The sequence below is a fragment of the Mesorhizobium japonicum MAFF 303099 genome (genome assembly GCF_000009625.1).
Lineage (GTDB): Bacteria > Pseudomonadota > Alphaproteobacteria > Rhizobiales > Rhizobiaceae > Mesorhizobium > Mesorhizobium japonicum.
Genome location: NC_002678.2, coordinates 2,355,990 through 2,375,954, shown reverse-complemented (window position 1 = coordinate 2,375,954; position 19,965 = coordinate 2,355,990). Strand labels below are relative to the sequence as shown.

Below are 19,965 nucleotides of genomic sequence, written 5' to 3'. Positions count from 1 at the left end.
TCCGTGTTAATCGGCGGCGCGGCTTACTCGCGTGACCCCTCCTGGCCCAGCTATTGGCCCCATGCTGGCGCCCTTGCGTAGCTTGTCAGTTGTACAGTGGTACTGTACACAATGTTAAGTGCGGTGAGGAGACGGCATGCGCAAGGGTTCCGGCCAGACTTCGGCAAAAACGGGCGACGCACCGGCTGCGACGCATGCCCATCAGGTGCTCGGCATGCGCCTCAAGAGCCTTCGCCTCGCCCGCAGGCTGTCCTTGCGGGAGCTTGCGGAGGCGACCGGGACGAGCGCCAGTTTCATCAGCCAGCTCGAACGCGGCCTGACAGGGGCCAGCACCGCCTCGCTCAACCAGATGGCTTCGGCGCTCGGCGTCAGCGTCGCCATGCTGTTCGAGGAAAGCACAGCGCAAAACCATGGCGTTCTGAGACGAAGCGAGCGGCCGAGCCTGCCGCCCAGCGATGGCTGCCGCAAGATGCTGTTGTCGCGCCCGCCGCTGAGCGACATGGAGGTCTATGTCGGGGAATTCGACATTGGCGGTTCGACCGGGCCTGATCGCTACACCCATGGCGACGCGCACGAGATGCTCGTCGTGCTGCGCGGGGTCGTCGAAGTCTCGCTCGGCGAGGCGCGCCACGTGCTCGAGGAGGGCGACAGCATCGAATACACGACCTCGACGCCACATCGCTCAGAGAACATCGGCAGTGGCCGAGCCGAAGTGATGTGGATCATCGCGCCGCCGACCTCGGTGCGCGCCGAACTCGAACAATACACGGCCTGGAAACCGCTCGCGGCCAGGTAGGTCCTATCCAAAACGCGGGCATGAATGGGAGAGTTAGTGTGATGTTTAGATCGAGATTTGCAGGCCTTGGCGCCATTCTGGCGCTTGGCGTTGTAGCCGGCGCGGCCTTTGCGCAGGAGAAGCCGGTCGCCGGCGAGGTGAAGGAAGGTTCGCTGAAGGGCAAGACGCTGACGTTCGTTTCCTATGGCGGCATCTACCAGGACGGCCAGGCGGCCGCGCTGAAGGAGTTCGTCGACAAGTCCGGCGTCAAGCTGCTCAATGACGGACCGACCGAGATCGCCAAGCTGCAGGCGCAGGTCGAGTCCGGCAATGTGGCCTGGGACGTCGTCGACACCGACGACCTGCCGCCTTACGTCTATTGCGGCAAGCTGTTCCAGAAGCTGGATCTGACGAAGCTCGACGTCTCGAAAATCCCGGAAGGCCAGGTCGGCGAATGCTCGGTGCCGGCGATGAACTACGGCGTCGTGCTGATGTACAACAAGGAGAAGTACAAGGATAATCCGCCCAAGAGCTGGGCAGACTTCTTCGATACGGCAAAGTTCCCGGGCGTGCGCGGAATCGACGGCTCCGGCAGCCCGACGGGCGGCTTGCTGGAACAGGCGTTCAAGGTTGCCGGCGGCGATCCGAAGGCGATGACAGTGGCCGATATCGACAAGGCCATCGATGTGGTCCGCAAGCTCGGCCCCGATACCATTTTCTGGAAGACGGGTGCCGAATCGCAGCAACTCGCCGAATCCGGCGAGGCCGACATGCTGATGATGTGGACGGGCCGCGCCATGACCGCGGTCAAGAACGGCGCCAAATATGCGCCGGCCTGGCAGGACTGGCTGGTGGTGATGGACCAGATGACTATCCCGGTCGGCGTCAAGGACACGGATGCATCCTACGCGCTGCTCAATGCCTATCTCGGCAAGCATGCACAGGAGGTCCTGGCGGAGCAGACGTCCTACACGCCGATCAACAGCGACGCGCAGCCCAAAGTCGACGCTTCAGTCTCCGCCTTCCTGACCAACACGCCTGAACGTCAGAAGCAGGGCTACAAGCAGAACTTCAAGTTCTGGGTCCCGAACTTCGCGGTGGCTCAGGAGAAGTGGTCGGCGCTGATGGCCGGCAACTGAGCGAGCGTCGCAGAGGCAGGCGGTGAGCGCGTCCGACCCGACAAACGGATCCGTTGCCCAACCCGCCGCCGAAGGGCGGCCGGGGTGGGCGTGGCGGCCGTTCGCGCTTGCGCTGCCGGCGCTGGTGCTGCTCGTCGCGGTGATCGGCTATCCGCTGTTCACCATCGTGCTGCGCAGCCTGTCGGAGCCGCAATGGGGCTTGCAGAACTATGCCTGGTTCTTCGGCGCATCGGTCAACCTCACCGTGCTTCAGCGGACCTTCGCCATCTCGGCCTGGGTCACGCTGGTGTGCGTGATCGCGGCCTACCCCTACGCCTATCTGATGACCGCGGTCGGGCCGCGCATCCGGCTGGCGCTGGTGTTATGCGTGCTGATTCCGTTCTGGGTGAGCGGGGTGGTTCGCACGCTCTCCTGGGTGATCCTGCTGCAGGATTCGGGCGTCATCAATTCGCTGCTGCGCGCAGCCGGGTTCGACGGCATCAAGTTGATCCGAACCCAGACGGGCGTGGTGATCGGCATGGCACAGGTGCTTTTGCCGTTCATGATCCTGCCGCTCTATTCGGTCATGAAAGGCATCGACCTCAGGCTGATGCGCGCGGCGCAAAGTCTTGGCGCACGGCCGTCGCGCGCCTTCTTCACCGTCTATCTGCCGCTGTCCTTGCCGGGGGTCTATGCCGGCGCGATCATCGTGTTCATCCTGGCGCTGGGCTTCTACATCACCCCGGCCTTGCTCGGCGGGCCGCGCTCGACGATGCTGTCGACGCTGGTGCAGACGCAGGTGCTCAGCCTGCTGCAATGGGGCAGGGGCGGCGCGATGGGCGTGGTGCTGCTCGTCGCAACCTTCGTGCTCCTGGCGCTCGCCGCACCGGTGATGCGATCCAGGTACCGCGAAGCAGGGCGGCGCTGATGGAGATGAAGCCGCTCACGCGCCTGCTTTTGGGCCTGGTCTGCCTGCTGGTGGCGATATGGCTGGTGGCGCCGACGCTGGTCGTCGTGCCGATGTCGTTCAACGAGAACAAATCGCTCGCGTTTCCGCCGCAAGGCTTCTCCTGGCAATGGTATCAGAATTTCGCCACCAGCCCGGAATGGTCCGCGAGTTTTCTCAATTCGCTAAAGGTCGCCTCGGTGGTGGCGGTGCTGGCGACGGTGCTTGGCACGCTCGCGGCCTTCGGCCTCGACCGCATGAAGGCCGGGCCGGCCGGCCTGTTGCGGATGCTGATGCTGACGCCGATGGTGGTGCCGGGCGTGGTGCTGGCCATCGGCATCTACGCCGTCTATCTCGACACCCATCTCGTCGGCACGATGCTGGGCTTCGTGCTTGCCCACACCATCCTTGCGCTTCCCTTCGTGCTGATCGCGGTCTCGGCCAGTCTCGAAGTGTTCGACAGGCGCCTGGAGACGGCGGCAGCGAGCCTCGGCGCGGGAGCGCTGACGGCGTTCCGCACGGTGACGCTGCCACTGATCCTGCCCGGCATCCTGTCCGGCCTGCTCTTCGCCTTCGCCACCTCCTTCGACGAGATCGTCGTGTCGCTGTTCATCACCAACCCCTATCTCAAGACCTTGCCCGTGCAGATATTCTCCTCCATCACCCGCGACGCCGATCCGACGGTTGCCGCCGTCGGCACCATCCTGCTTTTCGCCACCACGATCCTGATAGGCGGCGGCATGCTTCTTCTCGGTCGCGAGCGGAAAGGACCCCAATGAAGCCTGCACAGGAGAGCAAGGGCGCGGCGATCGATCTCGAATCGATCAGCAAGGCCTATGGCGGCTTCAAGGCGCTGGACGGCGTGTCGCTGCGCATCGAGCCCGGCGAGTTCATGACGCTGCTCGGCCCGAGCGGTTCCGGCAAGACCACGACGCTGAATGTCGTGGCCGGCTTCACCGACGTGACCAGCGGCAAGCTGCTGGTCGGCGGCAAGAACGTCGTCGGCCTGCCCGCGCACAAGCGCAACATCGGCGTCGTCTTCCAGCACTACGCGCTATTCCCGCATATGAGCGTCGGCCGCAATGTCGCCTATCCCCTGACGCTGCGCGGCATCGACCAGGCTGAACGAAAGGCGCGCGTGACAAGGGCGCTCGACATGGTCAAGATGGGCGATTTCGCGCATCGCTATCCCAGCGAACTGTCGGGCGGCCAGCAGCAGCGTGTGGCGCTGGCCCGCGCCATCGTCTTCGATCCGCCGCTGTTGCTGATGGACGAGCCGCTCGGCGCGCTCGACAAGAAGCTGCGCGAATGGCTGCAGCTCGAGATCAAGCGCATCCACCGCGAACTTGGCACCACCTTCGTCTATGTGACGCACGACCAGGAAGAGGCGCTGGTCCTGTCGGACCGCATCGCCGTGTTCAATCGCGGACGGATCGAGCAGGTCGGCACCGGTCGCGAACTCTATGATGAACCGACGACGCTGTTCGTCGGCCGCTTCATCGGCGATTCCACGGTGCTGCGCGGAGAGGCGCGAAGCGACGGCGTGAGCACAGCATTGCGCATTGCCGGCGAGACGGTGACGGCGCCGCGCCGGATCGCGGGCGAAGCCAGCCCGGTCATGTTGCTGCGCCCCGAAAAGCTCGCCATCCGCCGGCCCGGCCATGACACGGCAAGCACCACCAACCGGCTGCCGGGGACGATCGCGGAAGCCATCTATCTCGGCTCGGGATCGAAATACGAAGTCAGGCTCGCCGACGGCTCGACGGCGATCGTGCGCTCGCCGCTGACCGGCGACAGCTTTGGCCTTGGCGACAAGGTGGAGCTCTGCTTCGACGGTGCCGACGCCAAGCTTCTGGCCGACGACAGCTCAGCCGACGCGACGCTAACCTGATCCATCAATCTGAAAGTCATCCCATGCAAGCCAAGCGCAACGGCGACATATCGTTCTGGTATGCGGATCTGGGAGGGCTCCCCGCGCCCCGGCCACCGTTGCCCGGCGATATCGAGGCCGATGTCGCGATCGTTGGCGCCGGCTATACCGGCCTGTGGACCGCCTATTATCTGAAGAAGGCGAGACCCTCGCTGCGCATCGCGGTGATCGAGCGCGAGTTCGCCGGTTTCGGCGCTTCTGGCCGCAATGGCGGCTGGCTGTCGGGCGGCTTCTCCTGGTCGCGCGAAAAATATCTCAAGACCTCGACCCGGCAAGGGGTGAGCGCTATGCAGGCGGCCATGGCGGGCTGCGTCGACGAGGTGATCCGGGTGGCGAGCGCGGAAGGCATCGATGCCGATATTCGCCGCGTCGACAATCTGACGGTGGCTACCAACCCCGCGCAGCTCGAACGCGCCCGCGAGGAGTGCGAAACGATCCGCGCCTGGGATGTCGATCCGACCCGTGTCGAAATGCTGGATCAAGCGGCGACGCGGGCGCGCATCAACATCCGCAATGTCATGGGTGGCTTCGTCGTCCACGGCCAGGCGCGGGTGCAGCCGGCCAGGCTGGTGCGCGGGCTTGCCGCCGCCGTCGAGCGGCTGGGCGTGCCGATCTACGAACAGACGACAGTGACAGCCATAGCCAAGGGCAGCGTGACGACGAACCGCGGCACTGTGCGGGTGGAAACCATCATCCGCGCGACAGAGGGGTTTACATCAGGCATTCCTGGCGAGGAGCGGACCTGGCTAGCGCTCAACAGCGCGCAGATCGTCACCGAGCCACTGTCTGAGGAGCTCTGGCGCCAGATCGGCTGGGAGGGCCATGAGCTTCTCGGCAACGCCGCCCACGCCTATTGCTATGCGCAGCGCACGCGCGAGGGGCGCATCACCATGGGCGGGCGCGGCGTGCCCTATCGCTATGGCTCGCGCACCGACGTCAACGGGCAGACGCAGCAGGCCACGATCGACCAACTGCATCAGATCCTGACGACGCTGTTGCCGCAGACGGCGAACTGCCGCATCGAGCACGCCTGGTGCGGCGTGCTCGGGGTGCCGCGCGACTGGTGCACGACCGTCGGCCTCGATCCCGCGACCCGCATCGGCTGGGCCGGCGGCTATGTCGGGCTTGGTGTGTCGAGCTCCAATCTTTCCGGGCGCACGCTGGCCGACCTGATCCTCGGCCAGGAGACGGAGCTGACGAAGCTGCCCTGGGTCAACCGCAAGGTCAGGCCATGGGAGCCGGAGCCGTTCCGCTGGCTCGGCGTGCATTCGATGTACCAGCTTTATCGCATCGCCGACGGGCGCGAAGCCGCTGGGCTTGCGCATACGTCGAGACTGGCCGCGCTCGCCGACAGCATTACGGGCCACTGATTGATGGAGACCAGTTTGATTGACCTTTCGACCTTCCACGATCTCACCAAGGCCGACATCGGCGCGTTCTCACCCAAGCCCACCTCCATCGAGGGGGATCAGGTCGAAGCGGTGCGCTCGCTTTTCCAATCGCCGGACGGGACCGTCGATATCGGCATCTGGGAGTGTACACCTGGCCGCTTCACCGCCGACCGCACGGGTTCGTCGGAGATTTGCCATATCATTTCGGGGCGGGTCGAGGTGAGCCGCGCCGACGGCGAGGCGCGCGAACTGGGGCCGGGCGACCTTCTCGTGCTGCCGCAGGGTTGGAAGGGCGAATGGCGCATCCGGGAAACCACGCGCAAGCTCTACATGATCCAGTCGGCCGGCTGATCGACTGATATCGGCCGACAGCATCAGTGCTCGATCGGCCCCTTGGCCATTACCAGTGCTGTGCCGGCGGTGGTCGGTCGCTCGATGACGCGGCGCACGCGCGGCGGCTCGTCGCCGCTGTGCAGCGCCCGCAGGCGCTCACCGACCATGGCGTCGGCATGGGTGATGCGGCCATTGTGCCTGACATATTCGAGCCAGGTCGGCGTGTGGTAGTGCTCGATCCATATCGAGGGATTTTCGAGATCGCGCGCCAGTGTCCAGTTGCGGGCGCCGTCGCGGCGGCGGATCCGGCCGCGTTCGGCCATGGTGGCGAGGAATTCCGCCTCGTCCTCGTGGCGGATGATGTATTCGATCATGATGGCGATGGGACCGCTGCGCGGCTTCAGGTCGAGCGCCAGATGCGGTTCCTTGAAGCGGTTGAGCGGGTCGAGATTCAGCACCTGCTGCTGCGGCAACGGCAGGACAAGGCCGATGGCGCCGCCGGCCAGCATGGCGATGGCGGCCGCGATCAGCGCCGTCTCGGCGCCATGCGCATCGGCGACGACGCCCCAGATCCAGCTGCCCAGCGCGATGCCGCCGAAGGTCGCGGTCTGGTAGACCGACAGAACCCGGCCGACCACCCAGCGCGGCGTCGCCATCTGCACGGTGACGTTGAAGTGCGAGAGCGCGATCACCCAGCAGGCGCCGCCGACCAGCAGGCCGAGCGAGGTCTGCCAGGCGTGATGACTGAGCGCGGCATTGAAGGCGCAGACGGCGAAGCCGGCGAAGGCACAGCGCACCATCGTCTCGCTGGAAAGCAGCTGCCGCAGCCGCACGCTGATCAGCGCGCCGCCGACGGCGCCGATGCCGAAGGAGCCCAACATGATGCCGTAGGTCAAGGCATCGCCCTTGACGACGTCGCGCGCGACCAGCGGCAAGAGCGCCAGCACCGCGCCGGCGCTGAAGCCGAAGGCCGCGCCCCTGACCAGCACCTTGCCGATGTTGGGGGACATGGCGACATAGCGCAGGCCGGCACCCATGGCGGCACCCAGCGTTTCGCGCGGCAAGGTCGACACCGGCACGTCGGGCTTCCAGCGGGCCATCACGATGATGAGGCCGATATAGCTGACCGCGTTCGCCGCGAAGGCGGCCGCGGCGCCGGCGGCGGCGACGATGATGCCGCCGATCGCCGGGCCGACGCTGCGTGTCAGGTTGAAGCCCATGGAGTTCAGCGCAACGGCCGCGGGCACCTTGTTGCGGGGAACCATGTCGCCGACGGATGCCTGCCAGGACGGGCTGTTGAGCGCCGTGCCGCTGTCGATCAGGAAGGTGAAGGCAAGCAGCGTCCAGGGCGTGAGCAAATTGTAATAGGTGAACACCGTCAGGAGCACCGAAACGACCAGCATGAAGGTCTGCGCCACCAGCATCACCTTGCGCCGGTCGAAGCTGTCGGCGATGGCGCCGGCGACAAGCGCGAAAAGCATGATCGGCAAGGTGGTCGAGGCCTGCACCAGGGCGACCTGATAGGGCGAGGTTGCGATCGTGGTCATCATCCAGGCGGCGCCGACGCCCTGGATCAGGCCACCGAAATTGGAAACGAGACTTGCCGACCAGACGGCGCGGAAAATGCCATGCCGGAACGGCGCCAGCGCCGAAACGCCTTCGCTATCCGGTTTCTCGTCAATCATGGATGGGTTCCTGCCACGGCGTGCTGATCCTTGCGGTTTCTCCGCATCGTTTGCCGAAACTATGGCATCGACCCGCAAAGGGCGAACGTCATGCGCGCAAGATCATGGTCCAACAGGGGGATAGCGAAGGGCCAGCCTTTGCTTGCAAGGAGGGGCGGGCTCGTCTGCGCGCAGCATGCCTTGCATGCTCGCGGTGAAATCGGCCGATATCAGGAGCCGTTCTTGCGAGCCTTCACGTTCTGAAGCGGAATGTGCCTTTCCGCGACTTTCTTCAGAACCCGTTCTGGATGCGCTGGAAGATGACGTTGGTGAAGGCCGATATCTGGCCGCCGATGAACGGGCCGGTGAGCGCCACCACCAGCATGATGGCGACGATCTTCGGCACGAAGGTCAGGGTGATTTCCTGGATCTGCGTCAGCGCCTGGATGAGGGCGATGCCGATGCCGACCGCCATGGCGACCAGCACCACCGGAGCGGACGCCGTCAGCACCGTCCACACCGCGTACTGGACGATGTCGAGAGCGTCGGCCTCGTTCATGCGGGCGGTTGGCCTAGCTTGCCGGCTTGATCGACACGCCCGGGCCGACGGGGACCTTGGTGCCATCCTGCAACACTGCGATCAGTCCGCTGCTGGCGAGCGTCACCGAAGCCACTATTCCGGTGGTCTTGCCGTCGGCCGACGTGATCGAGCGGCCGATGATCGCATCGGCCTGCGACAGCGCCGAGGACTGCATGATCTGGTCGAGTTTGGTGTTGCTCTGCACCGATTGCTCGACCTGCGAGAAGGTGGCGAGCTGGGCGACGTACTGCGTCGAATCCATCGGCTTGGTCGGATCCTGGTTCTTCATCTCGGCAATCAGAAGCTTCAGGAAAGACTGGTAGTCGACCGCTGTCTTCGAGGTCGACTTGGTGGTCGAATTGGCACCGACCGGTATCGTCGTCGTCATGTCCACGGTCATCAGTAGCGTGCTCCCACGGCCAGCGGGCGCGGGGCGCCCGGAACATCGTCATTGCCGCCAAGCGCGCGGCGTTCGAGAGGATAGAGCGAACGGATCGCCTTCAATGCCTCGTAAATATGATCTTCGCCGACCATACGGTCGATCTGCTTCAGGGCGCTGCAGATCTCGGCGTCCTCGAAACTTGCGATGAGCAAGGGCAGCGAGCGGCGGAACATCTCGCGGGCGTCATCAGCGCCGGCCGGATTGATCAGCATGACCTGCACGATGAAATAGAGTTGCCTGAGCGGCGTCGACGCCTGGTCGGCCTGGATGACGTGGCTTTCGAGCAGGAACTGCACGTCGTTCATCAGTTCAATGGTGACCTTGCGGTCGACGCGGATGACGGCGCCGTTGATGTAGATCTTCTCGTTGGGCTTAAGCGATATCTTCAGCGTGTTGGTCATTGAATGCCGTCGCGGATGATCTGGGACACTTCGATCAGCCCTTCGAAATTGTTGGTGCGGCCCTGGCGGATGTCCTCCGCCTCGCGCAGCAGCCAAAGGCCGATGGAAATCAGGTTGGCACGCAATTCCTTGGGAAGCGCATTGTCGCTGGAGCCAAGATCCTCGACGAAGATTGTCCAGACGCGGTTGGTGAAATTCAGCGCCTCGATCGCCTCCATCGAATCCTGACCGGCCGCGGCGGCCGCCGACAGCATGTCGATCGAGCGGGTCAGGAGTTCGCGCTCACGGTCCTTGGCGTCCGAGACGGAGGTGCTTTGGACGTCGGCGTAGGAGAATTGGTACATCGTCGGCTCTACCGCTCCGCTGGAAGTTGTCAGGTCAGGTAATTCAACAGGCTGAGCTGCTGCAGGCGCGCTGTCAGGGCGAAAGACGTCTCGATATGCTGCGTCAGATCCGCGACTCTGGTGGCGGCCGTGGCGGGGTCGACGGCTTCGAGATCAAGGATATGGCGTTCGAACAGATCGATCTGCGTCTTCATGCGGTCGCTGGCATCGGAGACGCGCTTCTGCACGATGCCGGTCTCCGACTGGACCTGAGCGATGCCGCTCAGCGCCTCGCCGACCAGTGTCTGCGAGTGGGTGACGATGCTGTCCTTCGCCGCCCGGCTGATGTTGCTCGACATCAGGCTGGAGACCATCGCCGCGGCCATGGCGAGCTTCCTGATGCCGTCGCTGTTGGCGCTGGTCGAGGTCTCGGTGGTTTCGTTGAGCGCGATGCGGCTGACGATCTGCTGATCGGTGGCGTTCGACATATTGGTCTGCCAGCCGGCGCCGAGGAACTGCGGTGCAACGTCGTTGGTGATGAAATCGTCCATCTGGGCGGCGGTGATGTTGGCCGCGGCCGGATCGGTGGGCGTGAAGCCGAACTTGGCGACGAAGGAGGCGTCGAAGGCGGCCTTGGCCGCTGAGCCGGCGGCCGTGAAATCGTTGATCGGCTTGACGTCGGTGTTGGTGCCGGCAAACAAATATTCGCCGTTGACGCTGGTGTTGAGGATCGAGGTTAGCTGCTGGAGGGTCGTCAGGCCGGTCGATTGGGTCAGGCTGTTGGAGTTGTCGCCCGACGACGCGGTGGTCAGGGCGGACAGGAAGGTCTGCGCCACGCCGGAGAGCTGGCCGAGCGACGTCTGCGTCGACGCGAGCCTTGCGGTGACCAGCCCGTTGGAATCGACGATCACGTTCAGCCGGTCGAGGTCGCGCGAGAAGGTGACGGACTGGGCGGTGCGACCGCCCAGTGCCAGGCCGACATCGGCGACCCTCCCAGTCGAGGATTCTTTCGTGGCTTTGACGAGGTCGGCCTGCATGCGCATCTGTTGATAGCGCATGGCATTGGTGAGGGCGGCCGAAGAGACTGAAGTCATGGATTATCCCACCGCGTTCAACAGGGCCGTCAGCATGTCGTCGACGGTCTTCATCATCCGGGCTGACGCCTGATAGGTATGTTCGAGGTCGAGCATCAGCGACATTTCCTGATCGACATTGACGCCGGTCGCATTGGATAGCGCCTCGGAGCTGCGCTGCGCCAGCGCTTCCTTCGCGTCGGCGGCGGTCGAAGCCTGCTGGCGCATGCTCTGGAGCCAGCCGATCGAATTGGCGGCGTAGTCGGAAACGCTGGACGTTGCCGAAATGCCGGCGGCGGGGTCGAACGTCATCGGCTTGTCGAGCCGGTCGCCATAGGCAATCAGGAGGCTGGAATAGGAAGGGCCGCCGGTGGTGTTGGCGACGTAGGCCGCGCCGTTGGCGCCGCCGTCGCGCAGCAATGTCGGATTGCCGCCGGCGCTCGGATCCATCGCCGCATTGATGCTGATCGTGCCGGCCAGGCCATTGACCAGCGTGCCCGCTGCCGGCACCGCCGGCGCGCCGGACCAGGTGAACAGGCCGGCGGCATTGGGCATCGCGGGCGCGGTCTCGGCAAAGGCCGTGATCAGGCCGCGCGCGGTCTCGTCGAGCTGGCTCTGCATGGTCGAGGCGACGCCGTCGCGCAACTGCAGCAGGCCGGCAAGCTTGCCGCTGGCGGTGGTGTTGCCGCCGCTGCCCGCGGAGACCGGCACATTGTCGATATAGATGGTGTTGCCGGGGGCTCCGGCGGCATAGCCGGCCGCCGGCGTGAAGCTCACCGTGCGCGGGATCGTCTCGAACAGCGTGGTGCCGTCACCTGTGGTGATGACCATGTCGTTGTCGCCGCGTGTGAAGGTCGATATCGGAATATAGTCCGCGATCTTCTTTAGCAGCGCGTCGCGCTGGTCGAGCGCATCGGAAACATCGGTGCCGGAGCGGGTTCCGGAAATGACCGCCTGGTTGGCGTCCTGGAACTGGCCGAGCAGCGAGTTGAGGTCCTTGACCGCCGTGTCGATCTGGCCGTCGGTCTGGGTGCGGAAATCCTGAATGGCCTTGGAGCCTTCATTCAGGGAGCGCACGACCTGCTTGGCCGCGTCGATGACGCTGGAGCCGAGATTCTGATTGGACGGCGAGGTGGCGTAGAGCTGCAGCGCCTGCTGCAGATTGGCGATGGCGGTCGAGGGCGAAGAGGCATTGTCGACGCCATTGACCGAAACGTCCAGCTGATCCATGCCGCTGTAGAGTGCGTTCTGGCCGCTATAGGCCGACAAGGCACCGAGATTCTGCCGGAAGAGCAGGTCGTTGGCGACGCGCTGGATATCAACCGAACGCGCGCCGGGCGCCGTGCTGGTGACGACAGCGATGCGGCGCGCATAGTCCGGATTGGAGGCGTCCGAGACGTTGCGCGTGACAACGCTGGTCTGACGCGCGGTACTCATAAGCGCCGATTGGGCGATGCTCAATGCGGAAGATAGCGACATGCTGGTCTTTCACGGGCCATGCCCGGTTTATCTCTTCAGGTTGACAAGGACATCCATCAGGTCGGAACCGGTCTGGAAGACTTTCGAATTGGCGGTGTAGCTGCGCTGCGCCGCGATCATGTCGGTCAATTCCTCGGCGATATCGACGTTGGAATTTTCGAGTGCGCCAGAGATGATCGAACCGGCCTTGCCTTCATTGGCAAAGCCGACACGGATCGCGCCGGAGTCGGTGCCTTGCGCATAGACGTTGCCGGGCAGGGCCTTGAGTTGGTCCGGGCTCTGCACGTCGGCCAGTGGAATCTTGTAGAGCGGCTTGGTGGAGCCGTCCTTGTACTGGGCGTAGATGGTGCCGTCCTTGCTGATCTGCACCTTGTCGATGGTGCTGGGCGCGTTGCCGTTGACCTGGGCGTCGGAAACCGTGAAGCCGGTGCCGAGCTGCGTCAGCTTCGACAGATCGAGATTGAGGCTCGCGCCGCCCGGCACGGTAAATGAAACGCTGGTGGGCGCGCCGGTGAGCTTGCCGGTCGTGGTGTCGAAGGTCAGGTTGGCCGTGCCGAGTGCGCCGCCGGTGTAGGGGAACGATGTTCCTGGCGTCGCCTTCGACTGATCGAAAACCGCGACCTGCCAGGTGCCGGTACCGGTGTTGGTGAAATAGACGTCGAGCAGTTTCTTGTTGCCGAGGTTGTCATAGGCGACCATCGACGATTTCGAGGTGTATTGCGCGGTGGAGGCGTTGGCGCCGGGCAGGTTGGCGGCGGCGACCGGCGTCGCCCCTGCCGGCAGATTGCCGCTGTAAGTACCCAGGGTGCTCGGCGTCGCGGTCAGGCCCTGGTCGGAGATGACGACCGGCTGCAGACCTTCGAAGCCGTTCACCGTCGCCGCCGGCGTGCCATTGGCGTAGCTGTAGGCCATCAGCTGGAAGCCAGCCGCGTTGACCAGCCTGCCCTGTGCATCGGGAACGAAGGCGCCGGCGCGGGTCAGGAAAGGTGTGCCGCTCGGATCCTGGACGACGAAGAAACCATCGCCGCTGACGGCAAGGTCGGAGACCGAGGTCGTGTACTGAAGCACGCCCGGATCGCTGACAGCCTGCCGGATCGTGGTGGTGACGCCGCCGGAATTATAGGCGCCGCCCGTCGATGGCATGATCAGGGTCGAGAACTCGGCCGAGGACCGCTTGTAGCCGGTGGTGTCGGAGTTCGCGATGTTGTCGGCGGTTGTCGACAGGCGGTTGGCCTGGGCGTTCATGCCGGAAACGCCGGTCCGCATCATTCCGTAGAGGCTCATCGAGATGTCTCCGCAATATCCATGCCACTGGCGGCGAGGCTACGCGTCCTGTCTTGCGCGAGGCTGGCGCGGCGCGGCATCAGAAGACGAGCCGGTAGCCAAGGAAGCGTTTGGAATCGATCGGGTCGGTGCCCAGCTTCTCGCGCAGCTTCTTGCGCAATTTGCTGATGTGGCTCTCCACCACGTTCTCCTCGACCTCTTCGTCGAAGATACCGTAGATGGCGTTGAAAACCTGGGTCTTGGTGACGCGTCGGCCGCGGTTGCTCGCCAGATATTCGAGGATGCGGCGTTCGCGGCGGGGCAGGGGCAGCGGCTGGCCGTCGATCTCGGGATCGCGGCCGTCCATGAAGATGCGCATGGCGCCGATCTCGGTGTAGGCGACATCCTCATGGGCGCGACGGCGGATGGCGGTGATGCGGGCCAGGATCTCTCTGATGTGGACGGGCTTGCGGATGACATCGTCGACGCCGCTCTCGAACAACCGCAGCGTGTTTTCCAGGGAATGCTGCTCGCTGAGCGCAATGACCGGAGCGCCGGTGCGGTCGCGGATCTGGCGCGGAGAGATGGCGCCGTCGCGGCAATCGCCGATCAGGAAGGCCCGCACCGATCGCAAGTCGGTGTCAGCGGCCGAGTTGACCCACTCGCCGAATTCGCCGGGCGCGAAGCCCGCGCAGGCGACGCCCTCGCGATCAAAAAGTGAATTGTATCCCTCAGTTACGAGCTCTCGCTCGTCAACGATCACGATCATCGGCCCCGCCTCCGAATCAGCACATTTGCCCCGTGGGGAAAGCCGTAACCGTTGGCGGGAATCCTGAACAACCGTCATTTCTTGTAACTAGTTTCTTGGGAGTCTGGAATCGCACCGGTTGCATTAGTGCGTAGCCAGATATGCTTGTGGTGGGAAGTTCTGGGCAAGTTCAAAGTGGCAACCCATGCAGCGTGGTTGGCGTATTAGAAGCAGAAAATACGCTTACGGGTTGCAGAAGGCGCGGGCGTTGGTTGTCCATTTGCCAAAACCGGTGGCAACCATGTTGGCGATCACCCTGCAGACATAGATCTTCTGCGCCGGGTCGTTGTCGGGGCCGGCATGGTAGCGGGCGACGGCCATCGACCAGGTCTCGTGGCGGGCATGGAGACTGGCCAGGAAACGCGCCGCATAGTCAACGTTCTGGCGCGGGTCGAGCATGTCCTCGACGCTGCGGAAATGCGAGGAATGATAGTGATGGTTGATCTGCATGCAGCCGAGATCGATCAGCGTCTTACCCTCGCGCTGCGCATTGGCGAAGGTGGCAAGCGCTTCGGCCCGACTCCTTGGAAAGATCGCTTTTCCTTCTATATTCAAAGCGTTAGGCTGAAGGCTGCCTTTCTTGCCGGTCTCGGTCAGGCCGACGGCATAGAGGATGCCGGCGGGCACGCCATAGCGGTCGGCGGCGCGCAGGATCTCGGGCTCGCAGGGATTGGTGGCGGCGAGGGCGCTGGTCGCGAGGCTAGATAAACATATCGCCGCCAGCGCGCTCGCGAGATGGCGAAGCAGCGCGGCCGTGGGCTTGCGCGTCATCATGATTACCCCTTGCGGATTGCTGGCCCGGTTGCTGGCCGCCGGCTCCACTGTTGCCGCCGCTGGAGTTTCCGGGCTGAAAGGCGGACTGGTCGCGACCAGGCGCGGCGGTGAGCGAGGCGGTTGCATCCGTCCGGGTTGTCGCCGGAACGGCCACCGACGGTTGCATGATCGTGACCTTATCAACCTCGAAGCCCAGCCCGCGCAGCGACTTCACGATTGCCTCGCTGTCGCTGGAAAGCCGGCGGTAGGCGTCGTGTGTTTCGGGCTTCAATTCAATCGAGAGTTGTTCTCCCGAGAGGCGAAGATGGGCGGTGACCATGCCCAGTTCGGCCGGGTGAAGTTCGATCTTCAACACGTGTGTCGGAACGGCAACAGAGCCGGCCATATGGGTGGTCGCGGAGGCTGTCGAAAACGCCTGCTGCGGGCCAACATCAGCCGCTACGGCGTTGATTACGTTGAGTGCTGCCTGGCTCATCGGCGCCTGCGGCGGGGCAGGGAAGCTGCGCTCGGAAACGACGTCGACGCGCGCCTGGGCCGAGAGCGGTTTTCCTGGCTCGGACCGCAACGAGGACTGGACGTCGGCGATGGACTTCAGCTGTGGCGCCGCCTGCTTCGGCTCGACGCCCGGCACCTCGGCGGTTGTCGTCTCGGGCAGCGGGCCAGCGGCGATTGCATTGTCACGCCGTGGTGCGCCAGTGCCGGCGCTTGCGTCGCGGGCGGACTCGAGCTTCGTCAGCGGCCCGTCGACGAGTGAGACCCGCTCGGGCTTCGGCATCGGTTCGAGGTCGTCGTGACCGGATGTCGGCCGATAGGCTTTCGACAAGAGCTGCCCGTCGAGCGCCGGTCCCTGTCCGGTCTCGCCTGCGTCGGCTGATTTGGCCGATGTCGAGAAATGGCGCAGGTCATGAAACGCCATCAGCAAAGGCAGATGATCGTCGAGCGGCGTTGCGCCGGCGTCGGTCGCTGGCGCTTCGGTATCGGCGTCCTTGTCCGCCTCAATGTCCTTGCCGTCCTTCATGGATTTCGCTGCCGCCGCTCCAGTGGGCGCGGTCCTCGCCTTACCGGCCGGCATCGGCTCGTCCTCGCCTGCCTGTGCCGCCAGGCCGGCGGCAAGCTTGCTCCAGCCCGGATCGCGCGCGCCGCGTTCGGTCGTAGGCTGCTTTTCCGCCTGGCCCGCGCCGCCATGCACCATCTTGCCGAAACCAGCATCATCCTTCTTGCCGGGAGTAGCCGGCTGCTCCGCCGTGCGGGCGGCGGTAAATCCTGGCAGGGCCGGGCCGAGGCTTGGGGTCATTTCGGGGCGGCTCCGAGCATCTGGTCGATCAGGTCGAGCTGTCGACGGGTTTTCATCATGGCGGCGTCGGTCGGATCGGTCGTGTCGGGACCGGCAGAGTTTGCTGGCGCCGATGCCGGTAGGACCGCCGCCGAATCGGCGGAAGGCGCCGGCGCGCCCGGTGCGGCGGCCACCGTCCCGCCGGATGGCGAGGCGGCAGGCCGTTCGGAGACGGCACCCTCGACGGGCGGCAATCCGGCCGCGTCGGCAGGCTGCGCGATGGCGACCTCAGGTTTGGGCTGCGGTGCAAGGGCTGCAGACGCCGGAGTCGCGCCCGGAAGGGAAGCAGGCGGCGCCACCACCTCACCGGCGATCGCCTGGGCGGCGTCGAGCAAGGCACGGTCACCGTCCGACAGTTTGCTGCGGTCGATCTTGCCGAGCTTGGTGCGGACATCCTCGATCGTACCGGAAGTCACCGTGGACAGGCTCGAGTAAAGCTCGGCGCGCGGATCGCCCTGATTGGTGTTGCCGTCGCGGCCCTGCTCGGCCCGCGCTGAGGCAAAGGCCGACAATTCGCTGAGGCCGTCGATCGCGGCGCGGCGGGCGATGCGCAGATAGATTACCTTCTCGCGCTCGGGATCCATCATCGAGGTGATGTCGGCGAGCTTGTCCTGGCTGATCGACATATGCAGCGTGATGACGCCGGAGACGAAGGAATCGGCGAACTGGCTGGCATAGGGCGAATAGAGATAGCGCTCGACATATTGGGTGGAGGCACGCGCGAATCGTGCCGCATCGCCTCTGGTCACGGCGATGCCGACCGAACGCCGAAGGGCCGCTTCCTCGACCAGTGTGCCGGGGCTGAGCAGCTTGGCCTCATCGAGCAATGTAAGTGCCATCACCGGGTCGTCCGTCGCCATCAGCGATCCTTTGACCAAGGCAAGAAAAGCGCCGAGGTCGCTGGGCAGCGTCATAGGATCGATTGGCCTCAGGACTTCGATCGCGCCGGCGGGCCGGCCAACCAGATAGTTTATGACGCCCTTGGCGATTGAGAGGTCTTGGGCATCCACGGACTTGGCACGAGAAACCGCCGCCTCGACGGTCACCGGATTGCCGCCGCTCATGCCGTAGACCAGGAGCGCGCGAAAATTCTTGGGGTCCTTGAAGTCCTCCGCACCTGCTTCGCGCAGCCGGGTATCGATCATCTCGAGCAGCTTGGCCTGCATCGGCATCGCGGCGTGATCGCCGGCCGCGATGCGGTCCTGGACCAACTGCAGCGAGCGCACCAGCTGGTAGGGCTGCAGCGTGTCCTGGGCGAAGCCGGCCGACGGATATCCGGCTGCCAGCAGCAACAGGCCCATCAGCCGGCTGGTGACGGCCGCCCGGTTCATCCGCCGGTCGCCATCAGGATCTCGATGCGGCGGTTGGCCGCCGACAGGGGATCGGCCGGATCCTTCGGCTGGCGGTCGGCGAAGCCGGCGACCTCGGTGATGCGGCGCTCGTCGACGCCGCCGCGCACGAGCATGTAGTAGGCGGAATGCGCGCGCGCCGTCGACAGCCGCCAATTGTCGTAGCTGGCGCTGCGGAAGGGGCGGGCATCGGTGTGGCCGTTGATGCTGATGGTGCCCTTCTGGCTGTTGACGATGCGGCCGATCTTTTCCATCGCCAGCACCAGTTCGCGGCTTGGCACCGCCGATCCGACTTCGAACATGCCGAAGTCGAGCTGATCGGTGATTGAGATGACGACGCCCTTGTCGGTGGCTTCGACCGAAACGCCGTCATGCAGCTTGTCGCCGGGCTTGAAGGCATCGGCCAGCTGCTGCTTGACATCGGCAGCCGCCTTCACGGCAGCGGCGGTCGGCGGCTTCTCCCCGGCTTCAGGCGCTGCCGTCTCTTGCGCGGCGGCTGCGGTATCCGCCTTGGCGGCAGCCACGGCCTTGCTGTCTTCAGTCTTGGCATCTCCGGTCTTGGCGTCGCTGGCCTTGGCTCCGCTGGCCTTGGTTTCGCCGGCCTTGGCCATCGTCGCGGCGGCGTCCTTGCCACTCTCGGCCAGGGGCTCGAGCGGTGCATCCTTGACGGGCGGCGCCGGCGGCACGGCCTTGACCTTGGCGACCTGACTCTCCGCGGCCTTGTCGCCTGGTTTGAGCGGATCGCCCTCGATCTTGGGGCGCTGGGCACTCGCCTCGGCGGCGGGCGCGGCCACCTGCTGCGACCAGAAATCCGGTTCGAAAGGATCGCGGTAGGACGCGCCGCCCGAGGCGCCCGTGGCCGGCCCGGCGCTCTGCGCGCCGCCATCGCCCTTCTGGCTGACATTCTGCATGACGCCGGTGTCGGTGGCGATTTCGGAAAGCACCGCATAGGGGTCGGCGAAGAGGTGATCGTCGGTTTGTTGCGGCTGTTGCTTGTCCTTCTTGGCGTCGGATGAGCCCGCGTCACCGCTGCCAGCCTGGCCGGGTTTGGCCTTCGTCTGTTGCGGTTTGTCGGCCGTCGAGCCAATGGCGCTTGGCCCGTCGCCCAGATCCTCCAGCCCCTTGCGACTCGAATTGCGGTCGACCAGCTTGACCGGGTTGAAGTAGCTGGCGACGGCCGCCTTGGTCTGTTCGTTGGCGGCGTTGATCAGCCACATGACCAGGAAGAAGCACATCATGGCGGTCATGAAGTCGGCGAAGGCGATCTTCCAGACGCCGCCGTGATGGCCCTCATCGTGGTCGTCATGTGCCCGCCGCACGATGATGATCTCGTGCCTGCCGTGATCGGCGTCGACGACACTCATGACAGGACCTCGGAAAGGGTCGCCGACCATTCGGCAATGCGCGTCTCGAACACGGCCTCGTCAATGGTCACGGTCAAGTCGAAACCTGGCGCCTCGATGAAGTCGAGATTTGCAGCGCGTGGTCCAAGCGAAGCCTTCAGCGTTTCGAACAGCGACAGCGGCCCGCGCACGGCGATGCGGACCGCTTCGCCATCGCCGACGGCTTCGCGAACCGCGCCGGCAAGCGCTTCGAGCGAGCGCTTCTGCAGATCGTCGCTGACAACGCCGCCGATGATGCGGGCGACGGTGGCGGCGACGAGGTCCGTCACGCGCGTCTCCATGGCGTCGATGCGCAGCGACACCGCCTTGCCGATATCGCCGCCGAAGCTTTCGAGGAAAACCCTCGCCTCCTCGGCATTCGCCTGGCGCTCCGCCTCCAGCGCTGCGTCATGGGCAGCGACGAGCCGCTCCGCCAGCGTTGCCTCTGCCTGGGCAACCGCCTCGGCGATCAGCGTGCCGATATCGGCCTGAGGTGCGGATGCTTCCGGCTTGTGGTCGGGCGCGGCCTGGGGCTGGCCGACGCGCGGCGCGCGCGTACCGAAATCAGGGAGAAGATCAAAAAGCGCTGCGGAGGCCATGG

At 64.9% G+C, this 19,965-nt stretch carries 21 protein-coding genes; 7 read left to right on the top strand and 14 right to left on the bottom strand.

Annotated elements, in window-relative coordinates; all coding sequences use genetic code 11:
• Positions 1-136 precede the first annotated feature (136 nt).
• Genes MAFF_RS12650 through MAFF_RS12620 form a run of 7 tightly spaced genes read left to right on the top strand, consistent with a single transcriptional unit; the run spans position 137 to position 6,511 of the window.
• The gene (locus MAFF_RS12650; RefSeq protein WP_010911306.1) at positions 137-796 is read left to right on the top strand and encodes a helix-turn-helix domain-containing protein; all 660 of its coding nucleotides are present in this window, start codon (positions 137-139) and stop codon (positions 794-796) included.
• Between the two features lie 41 nt (positions 797-837).
• Positions 838-1,914 carry an extracellular solute-binding protein gene (locus MAFF_RS12645; protein ID WP_010911305.1) on the top strand — a complete coding sequence of 359 codons (1,077 nt, stop codon included), beginning with the start codon at positions 838-840 and terminating at the stop codon, positions 1,912-1,914.
• Between the two features lie 22 nt (positions 1,915-1,936).
• Positions 1,937-2,821 carry an ABC transporter permease gene (locus MAFF_RS12640; protein WP_010911304.1) on the top strand — a complete coding sequence of 295 codons (885 nt, stop codon included), beginning with the start codon at positions 1,937-1,939 and terminating at the stop codon, positions 2,819-2,821.
• Positions 2,821-3,618 (top strand): ABC transporter permease, encoded by a 798-nt coding sequence (locus MAFF_RS12635; protein WP_010911303.1) that lies wholly within the window; start codon positions 2,821-2,823, stop codon positions 3,616-3,618. The genes MAFF_RS12640 and MAFF_RS12635 overlap by 1 nt, the downstream gene beginning before the upstream one ends.
• A complete protein-coding gene (locus tag MAFF_RS12630) occupies positions 3,615-4,730 on the top strand; it encodes an ABC transporter ATP-binding protein (RefSeq protein ID WP_010911302.1) in 1,116 nt (371 codons plus the stop codon). Before MAFF_RS12635 ends, MAFF_RS12630 begins: the two co-directional genes overlap by 4 nt.
• A gap of 23 nt (positions 4,731-4,753) precedes the next feature.
• Positions 4,754-6,139 (top strand): NAD(P)/FAD-dependent oxidoreductase, encoded by a 1,386-nt coding sequence (locus tag MAFF_RS12625; RefSeq protein ID WP_010911301.1) that lies wholly within the window; start codon positions 4,754-4,756, stop codon positions 6,137-6,139.
• Between the two features lie 3 nt (positions 6,140-6,142).
• The gene (locus MAFF_RS12620; protein ID WP_010911300.1) at positions 6,143-6,511 is read left to right on the top strand and encodes a cupin domain-containing protein; all 369 of its coding nucleotides are present in this window, start codon (positions 6,143-6,145) and stop codon (positions 6,509-6,511) included.
• Positions 6,512-6,534: 23 nt separating this feature from the next.
• On the opposite strand, the gene MAFF_RS12615 is transcribed toward MAFF_RS12620, so the two are convergent.
• The 14 genes from MAFF_RS12615 to MAFF_RS12550 all read right to left on the bottom strand — a co-directional run bounded on the left by MAFF_RS12615 (position 6,535) and on the right by MAFF_RS12550 (position 19,963).
• A complete protein-coding gene (locus tag MAFF_RS12615; protein ID WP_010911299.1) occupies positions 6,535-8,178 on the bottom strand; it encodes an MFS transporter in 1,644 nt (547 codons plus the stop codon).
• 271 nt (positions 8,179-8,449) lie between these two features.
• The gene (gene fliQ / locus MAFF_RS12610; RefSeq protein ID WP_010911298.1) at positions 8,450-8,716 is read right to left on the bottom strand and encodes a flagellar biosynthesis protein FliQ; all 267 of its coding nucleotides are present in this window, start codon (positions 8,714-8,716) and stop codon (positions 8,450-8,452) included.
• A gap of 13 nt (positions 8,717-8,729) precedes the next feature.
• Positions 8,730-9,137: a flagellar hook assembly protein FlgD gene (gene flgD, locus MAFF_RS12605; RefSeq protein ID WP_010911297.1), complete on the bottom strand. Its 408-nt coding sequence runs from the start codon at positions 9,135-9,137 to the stop codon at positions 8,730-8,732.
• Positions 9,137-9,580: a flagellar biosynthesis repressor FlbT gene (flbT, locus tag MAFF_RS12600; protein WP_010911296.1), complete on the bottom strand. Its 444-nt coding sequence runs from the start codon at positions 9,578-9,580 to the stop codon at positions 9,137-9,139. The genes flgD and flbT overlap by 1 nt, the downstream gene beginning before the upstream one ends.
• Positions 9,577-9,924 carry a flagellar biosynthesis regulator FlaF gene (gene flaF, locus MAFF_RS12595; protein ID WP_010911295.1) on the bottom strand — a complete coding sequence of 116 codons (348 nt, stop codon included), beginning with the start codon at positions 9,922-9,924 and terminating at the stop codon, positions 9,577-9,579. The genes flbT and flaF overlap by 4 nt, the downstream gene beginning before the upstream one ends.
• 29 nt (positions 9,925-9,953) lie before the next feature.
• Positions 9,954-10,997 carry a flagellar hook-associated family protein gene (locus MAFF_RS12590; protein ID WP_010911294.1) on the bottom strand — a complete coding sequence of 348 codons (1,044 nt, stop codon included), beginning with the start codon at positions 10,995-10,997 and terminating at the stop codon, positions 9,954-9,956.
• A 3-nt stretch (positions 10,998-11,000) separates the two neighbouring features.
• A complete protein-coding gene (flgK, locus tag MAFF_RS12585; protein ID WP_010911293.1) occupies positions 11,001-12,455 on the bottom strand; it encodes a flagellar hook-associated protein FlgK in 1,455 nt (484 codons plus the stop codon).
• Positions 12,456-12,482: 27 nt separating this feature from the next.
• Positions 12,483-13,739, bottom strand: a complete 1,257-nt coding sequence (locus tag MAFF_RS12580; RefSeq protein ID WP_010911292.1) for a flagellar hook protein FlgE — start codon at positions 13,737-13,739, stop codon at positions 12,483-12,485.
• 79 nt (positions 13,740-13,818) lie between these two features.
• On the bottom strand, positions 13,819-14,487 hold the full coding sequence (locus MAFF_RS12575) for a response regulator transcription factor (RefSeq protein ID WP_010911291.1): 669 nt from the start codon (positions 14,485-14,487) through the stop codon (positions 13,819-13,821).
• A gap of 222 nt (positions 14,488-14,709) precedes the next feature.
• Positions 14,710-15,297 carry a transglycosylase SLT domain-containing protein gene (locus MAFF_RS12570; RefSeq protein WP_044548299.1) on the bottom strand — a complete coding sequence of 196 codons (588 nt, stop codon included), beginning with the start codon at positions 15,295-15,297 and terminating at the stop codon, positions 14,710-14,712.
• Positions 15,227-16,594 carry a flagellar hook-length control protein FliK gene (locus MAFF_RS12565; RefSeq protein WP_010911289.1) on the bottom strand — a complete coding sequence of 456 codons (1,368 nt, stop codon included), beginning with the start codon at positions 16,592-16,594 and terminating at the stop codon, positions 15,227-15,229. The genes MAFF_RS12570 and MAFF_RS12565 overlap by 71 nt, the downstream gene beginning before the upstream one ends.
• Positions 16,591-17,964 (bottom strand): chemotaxis protein MotC, encoded by a 1,374-nt coding sequence (locus MAFF_RS12560; RefSeq protein WP_044548298.1) that lies wholly within the window; start codon positions 17,962-17,964, stop codon positions 16,591-16,593. Before MAFF_RS12560 ends, MAFF_RS12565 begins: the two co-directional genes overlap by 4 nt.
• A complete protein-coding gene (locus tag MAFF_RS12555; protein ID WP_044548297.1) occupies positions 17,961-19,346 on the bottom strand; it encodes a MotB family protein in 1,386 nt (461 codons plus the stop codon). The genes MAFF_RS12560 and MAFF_RS12555 overlap by 4 nt, the downstream gene beginning before the upstream one ends.
• Positions 19,343-19,963 (bottom strand): hypothetical protein, encoded by a 621-nt coding sequence (locus tag MAFF_RS12550; RefSeq protein WP_044548296.1) that lies wholly within the window; start codon positions 19,961-19,963, stop codon positions 19,343-19,345. The genes MAFF_RS12555 and MAFF_RS12550 overlap by 4 nt, the downstream gene beginning before the upstream one ends.
• Positions 19,964-19,965 lie beyond the last annotated feature (2 nt).

Bases quoted from the DNA above. Each gene is read 5' to 3' on its own strand.
- MAFF_RS12650 (WP_010911306.1), top strand. From the start codon at position 137: ATGCGCAAGGGTTCCGGCCAGACTTCGGCAAAAACGGGCGACGCACCG.
- MAFF_RS12645 (WP_010911305.1), top strand. From the start codon at position 838: ATGTTTAGATCGAGATTTGCAGGCCTTGGCGCCATTCTGGCGCTTGGC.
- MAFF_RS12635 (WP_010911303.1), top strand. From the start codon at position 2,821: ATGGAGATGAAGCCGCTCACGCGCCTGCTTTTGGGCCTGGTCTGCCTG.
- MAFF_RS12630 (WP_010911302.1), top strand. From the start codon at position 3,615: ATGAAGCCTGCACAGGAGAGCAAGGGCGCGGCGATCGATCTCGAATCG.
- MAFF_RS12625 (WP_010911301.1), top strand. From the start codon at position 4,754: ATGCAAGCCAAGCGCAACGGCGACATATCGTTCTGGTATGCGGATCTG.
- MAFF_RS12620 (WP_010911300.1), top strand. From the start codon at position 6,143: ATGGAGACCAGTTTGATTGACCTTTCGACCTTCCACGATCTCACCAAG.
- MAFF_RS12615 (WP_010911299.1), bottom strand. From the start codon at position 8,178: ATGATTGACGAGAAACCGGATAGCGAAGGCGTTTCGGCGCTGGCGCCG.
- fliQ (WP_010911298.1), bottom strand. From the start codon at position 8,716: ATGAACGAGGCCGACGCTCTCGACATCGTCCAGTACGCGGTGTGGACG.
- flgD (WP_010911297.1), bottom strand. From the start codon at position 9,137: ATGACCGTGGACATGACGACGACGATACCGGTCGGTGCCAATTCGACC.
- flbT (WP_010911296.1), bottom strand. From the start codon at position 9,580: ATGACCAACACGCTGAAGATATCGCTTAAGCCCAACGAGAAGATCTAC.
- flaF (WP_010911295.1), bottom strand. From the start codon at position 9,924: ATGTACCAATTCTCCTACGCCGACGTCCAAAGCACCTCCGTCTCGGAC.
- MAFF_RS12590 (WP_010911294.1), bottom strand. From the start codon at position 10,997: ATGACTTCAGTCTCTTCGGCCGCCCTCACCAATGCCATGCGCTATCAA.
- flgK (WP_010911293.1), bottom strand. From the start codon at position 12,455: ATGTCGCTATCTTCCGCATTGAGCATCGCCCAATCGGCGCTTATGAGT.
- MAFF_RS12580 (WP_010911292.1), bottom strand. From the start codon at position 13,739: ATGAGCCTCTACGGAATGATGCGGACCGGCGTTTCCGGCATGAACGCC.
- MAFF_RS12575 (WP_010911291.1), bottom strand. From the start codon at position 14,487: ATGATCGTGATCGTTGACGAGCGAGAGCTCGTAACTGAGGGATACAAT.
- MAFF_RS12570 (WP_044548299.1), bottom strand. From the start codon at position 15,297: ATGACGCGCAAGCCCACGGCCGCGCTGCTTCGCCATCTCGCGAGCGCG.
- MAFF_RS12565 (WP_010911289.1), bottom strand. From the start codon at position 16,594: ATGACCCCAAGCCTCGGCCCGGCCCTGCCAGGATTTACCGCCGCCCGC.
- MAFF_RS12560 (WP_044548298.1), bottom strand. From the start codon at position 17,964: ATGAACCGGGCGGCCGTCACCAGCCGGCTGATGGGCCTGTTGCTGCTG.
- MAFF_RS12555 (WP_044548297.1), bottom strand. From the start codon at position 19,346: ATGAGTGTCGTCGACGCCGATCACGGCAGGCACGAGATCATCATCGTG.
- MAFF_RS12550 (WP_044548296.1), bottom strand. From the start codon at position 19,963: ATGGCCTCCGCAGCGCTTTTTGATCTTCTCCCTGATTTCGGTACGCGC.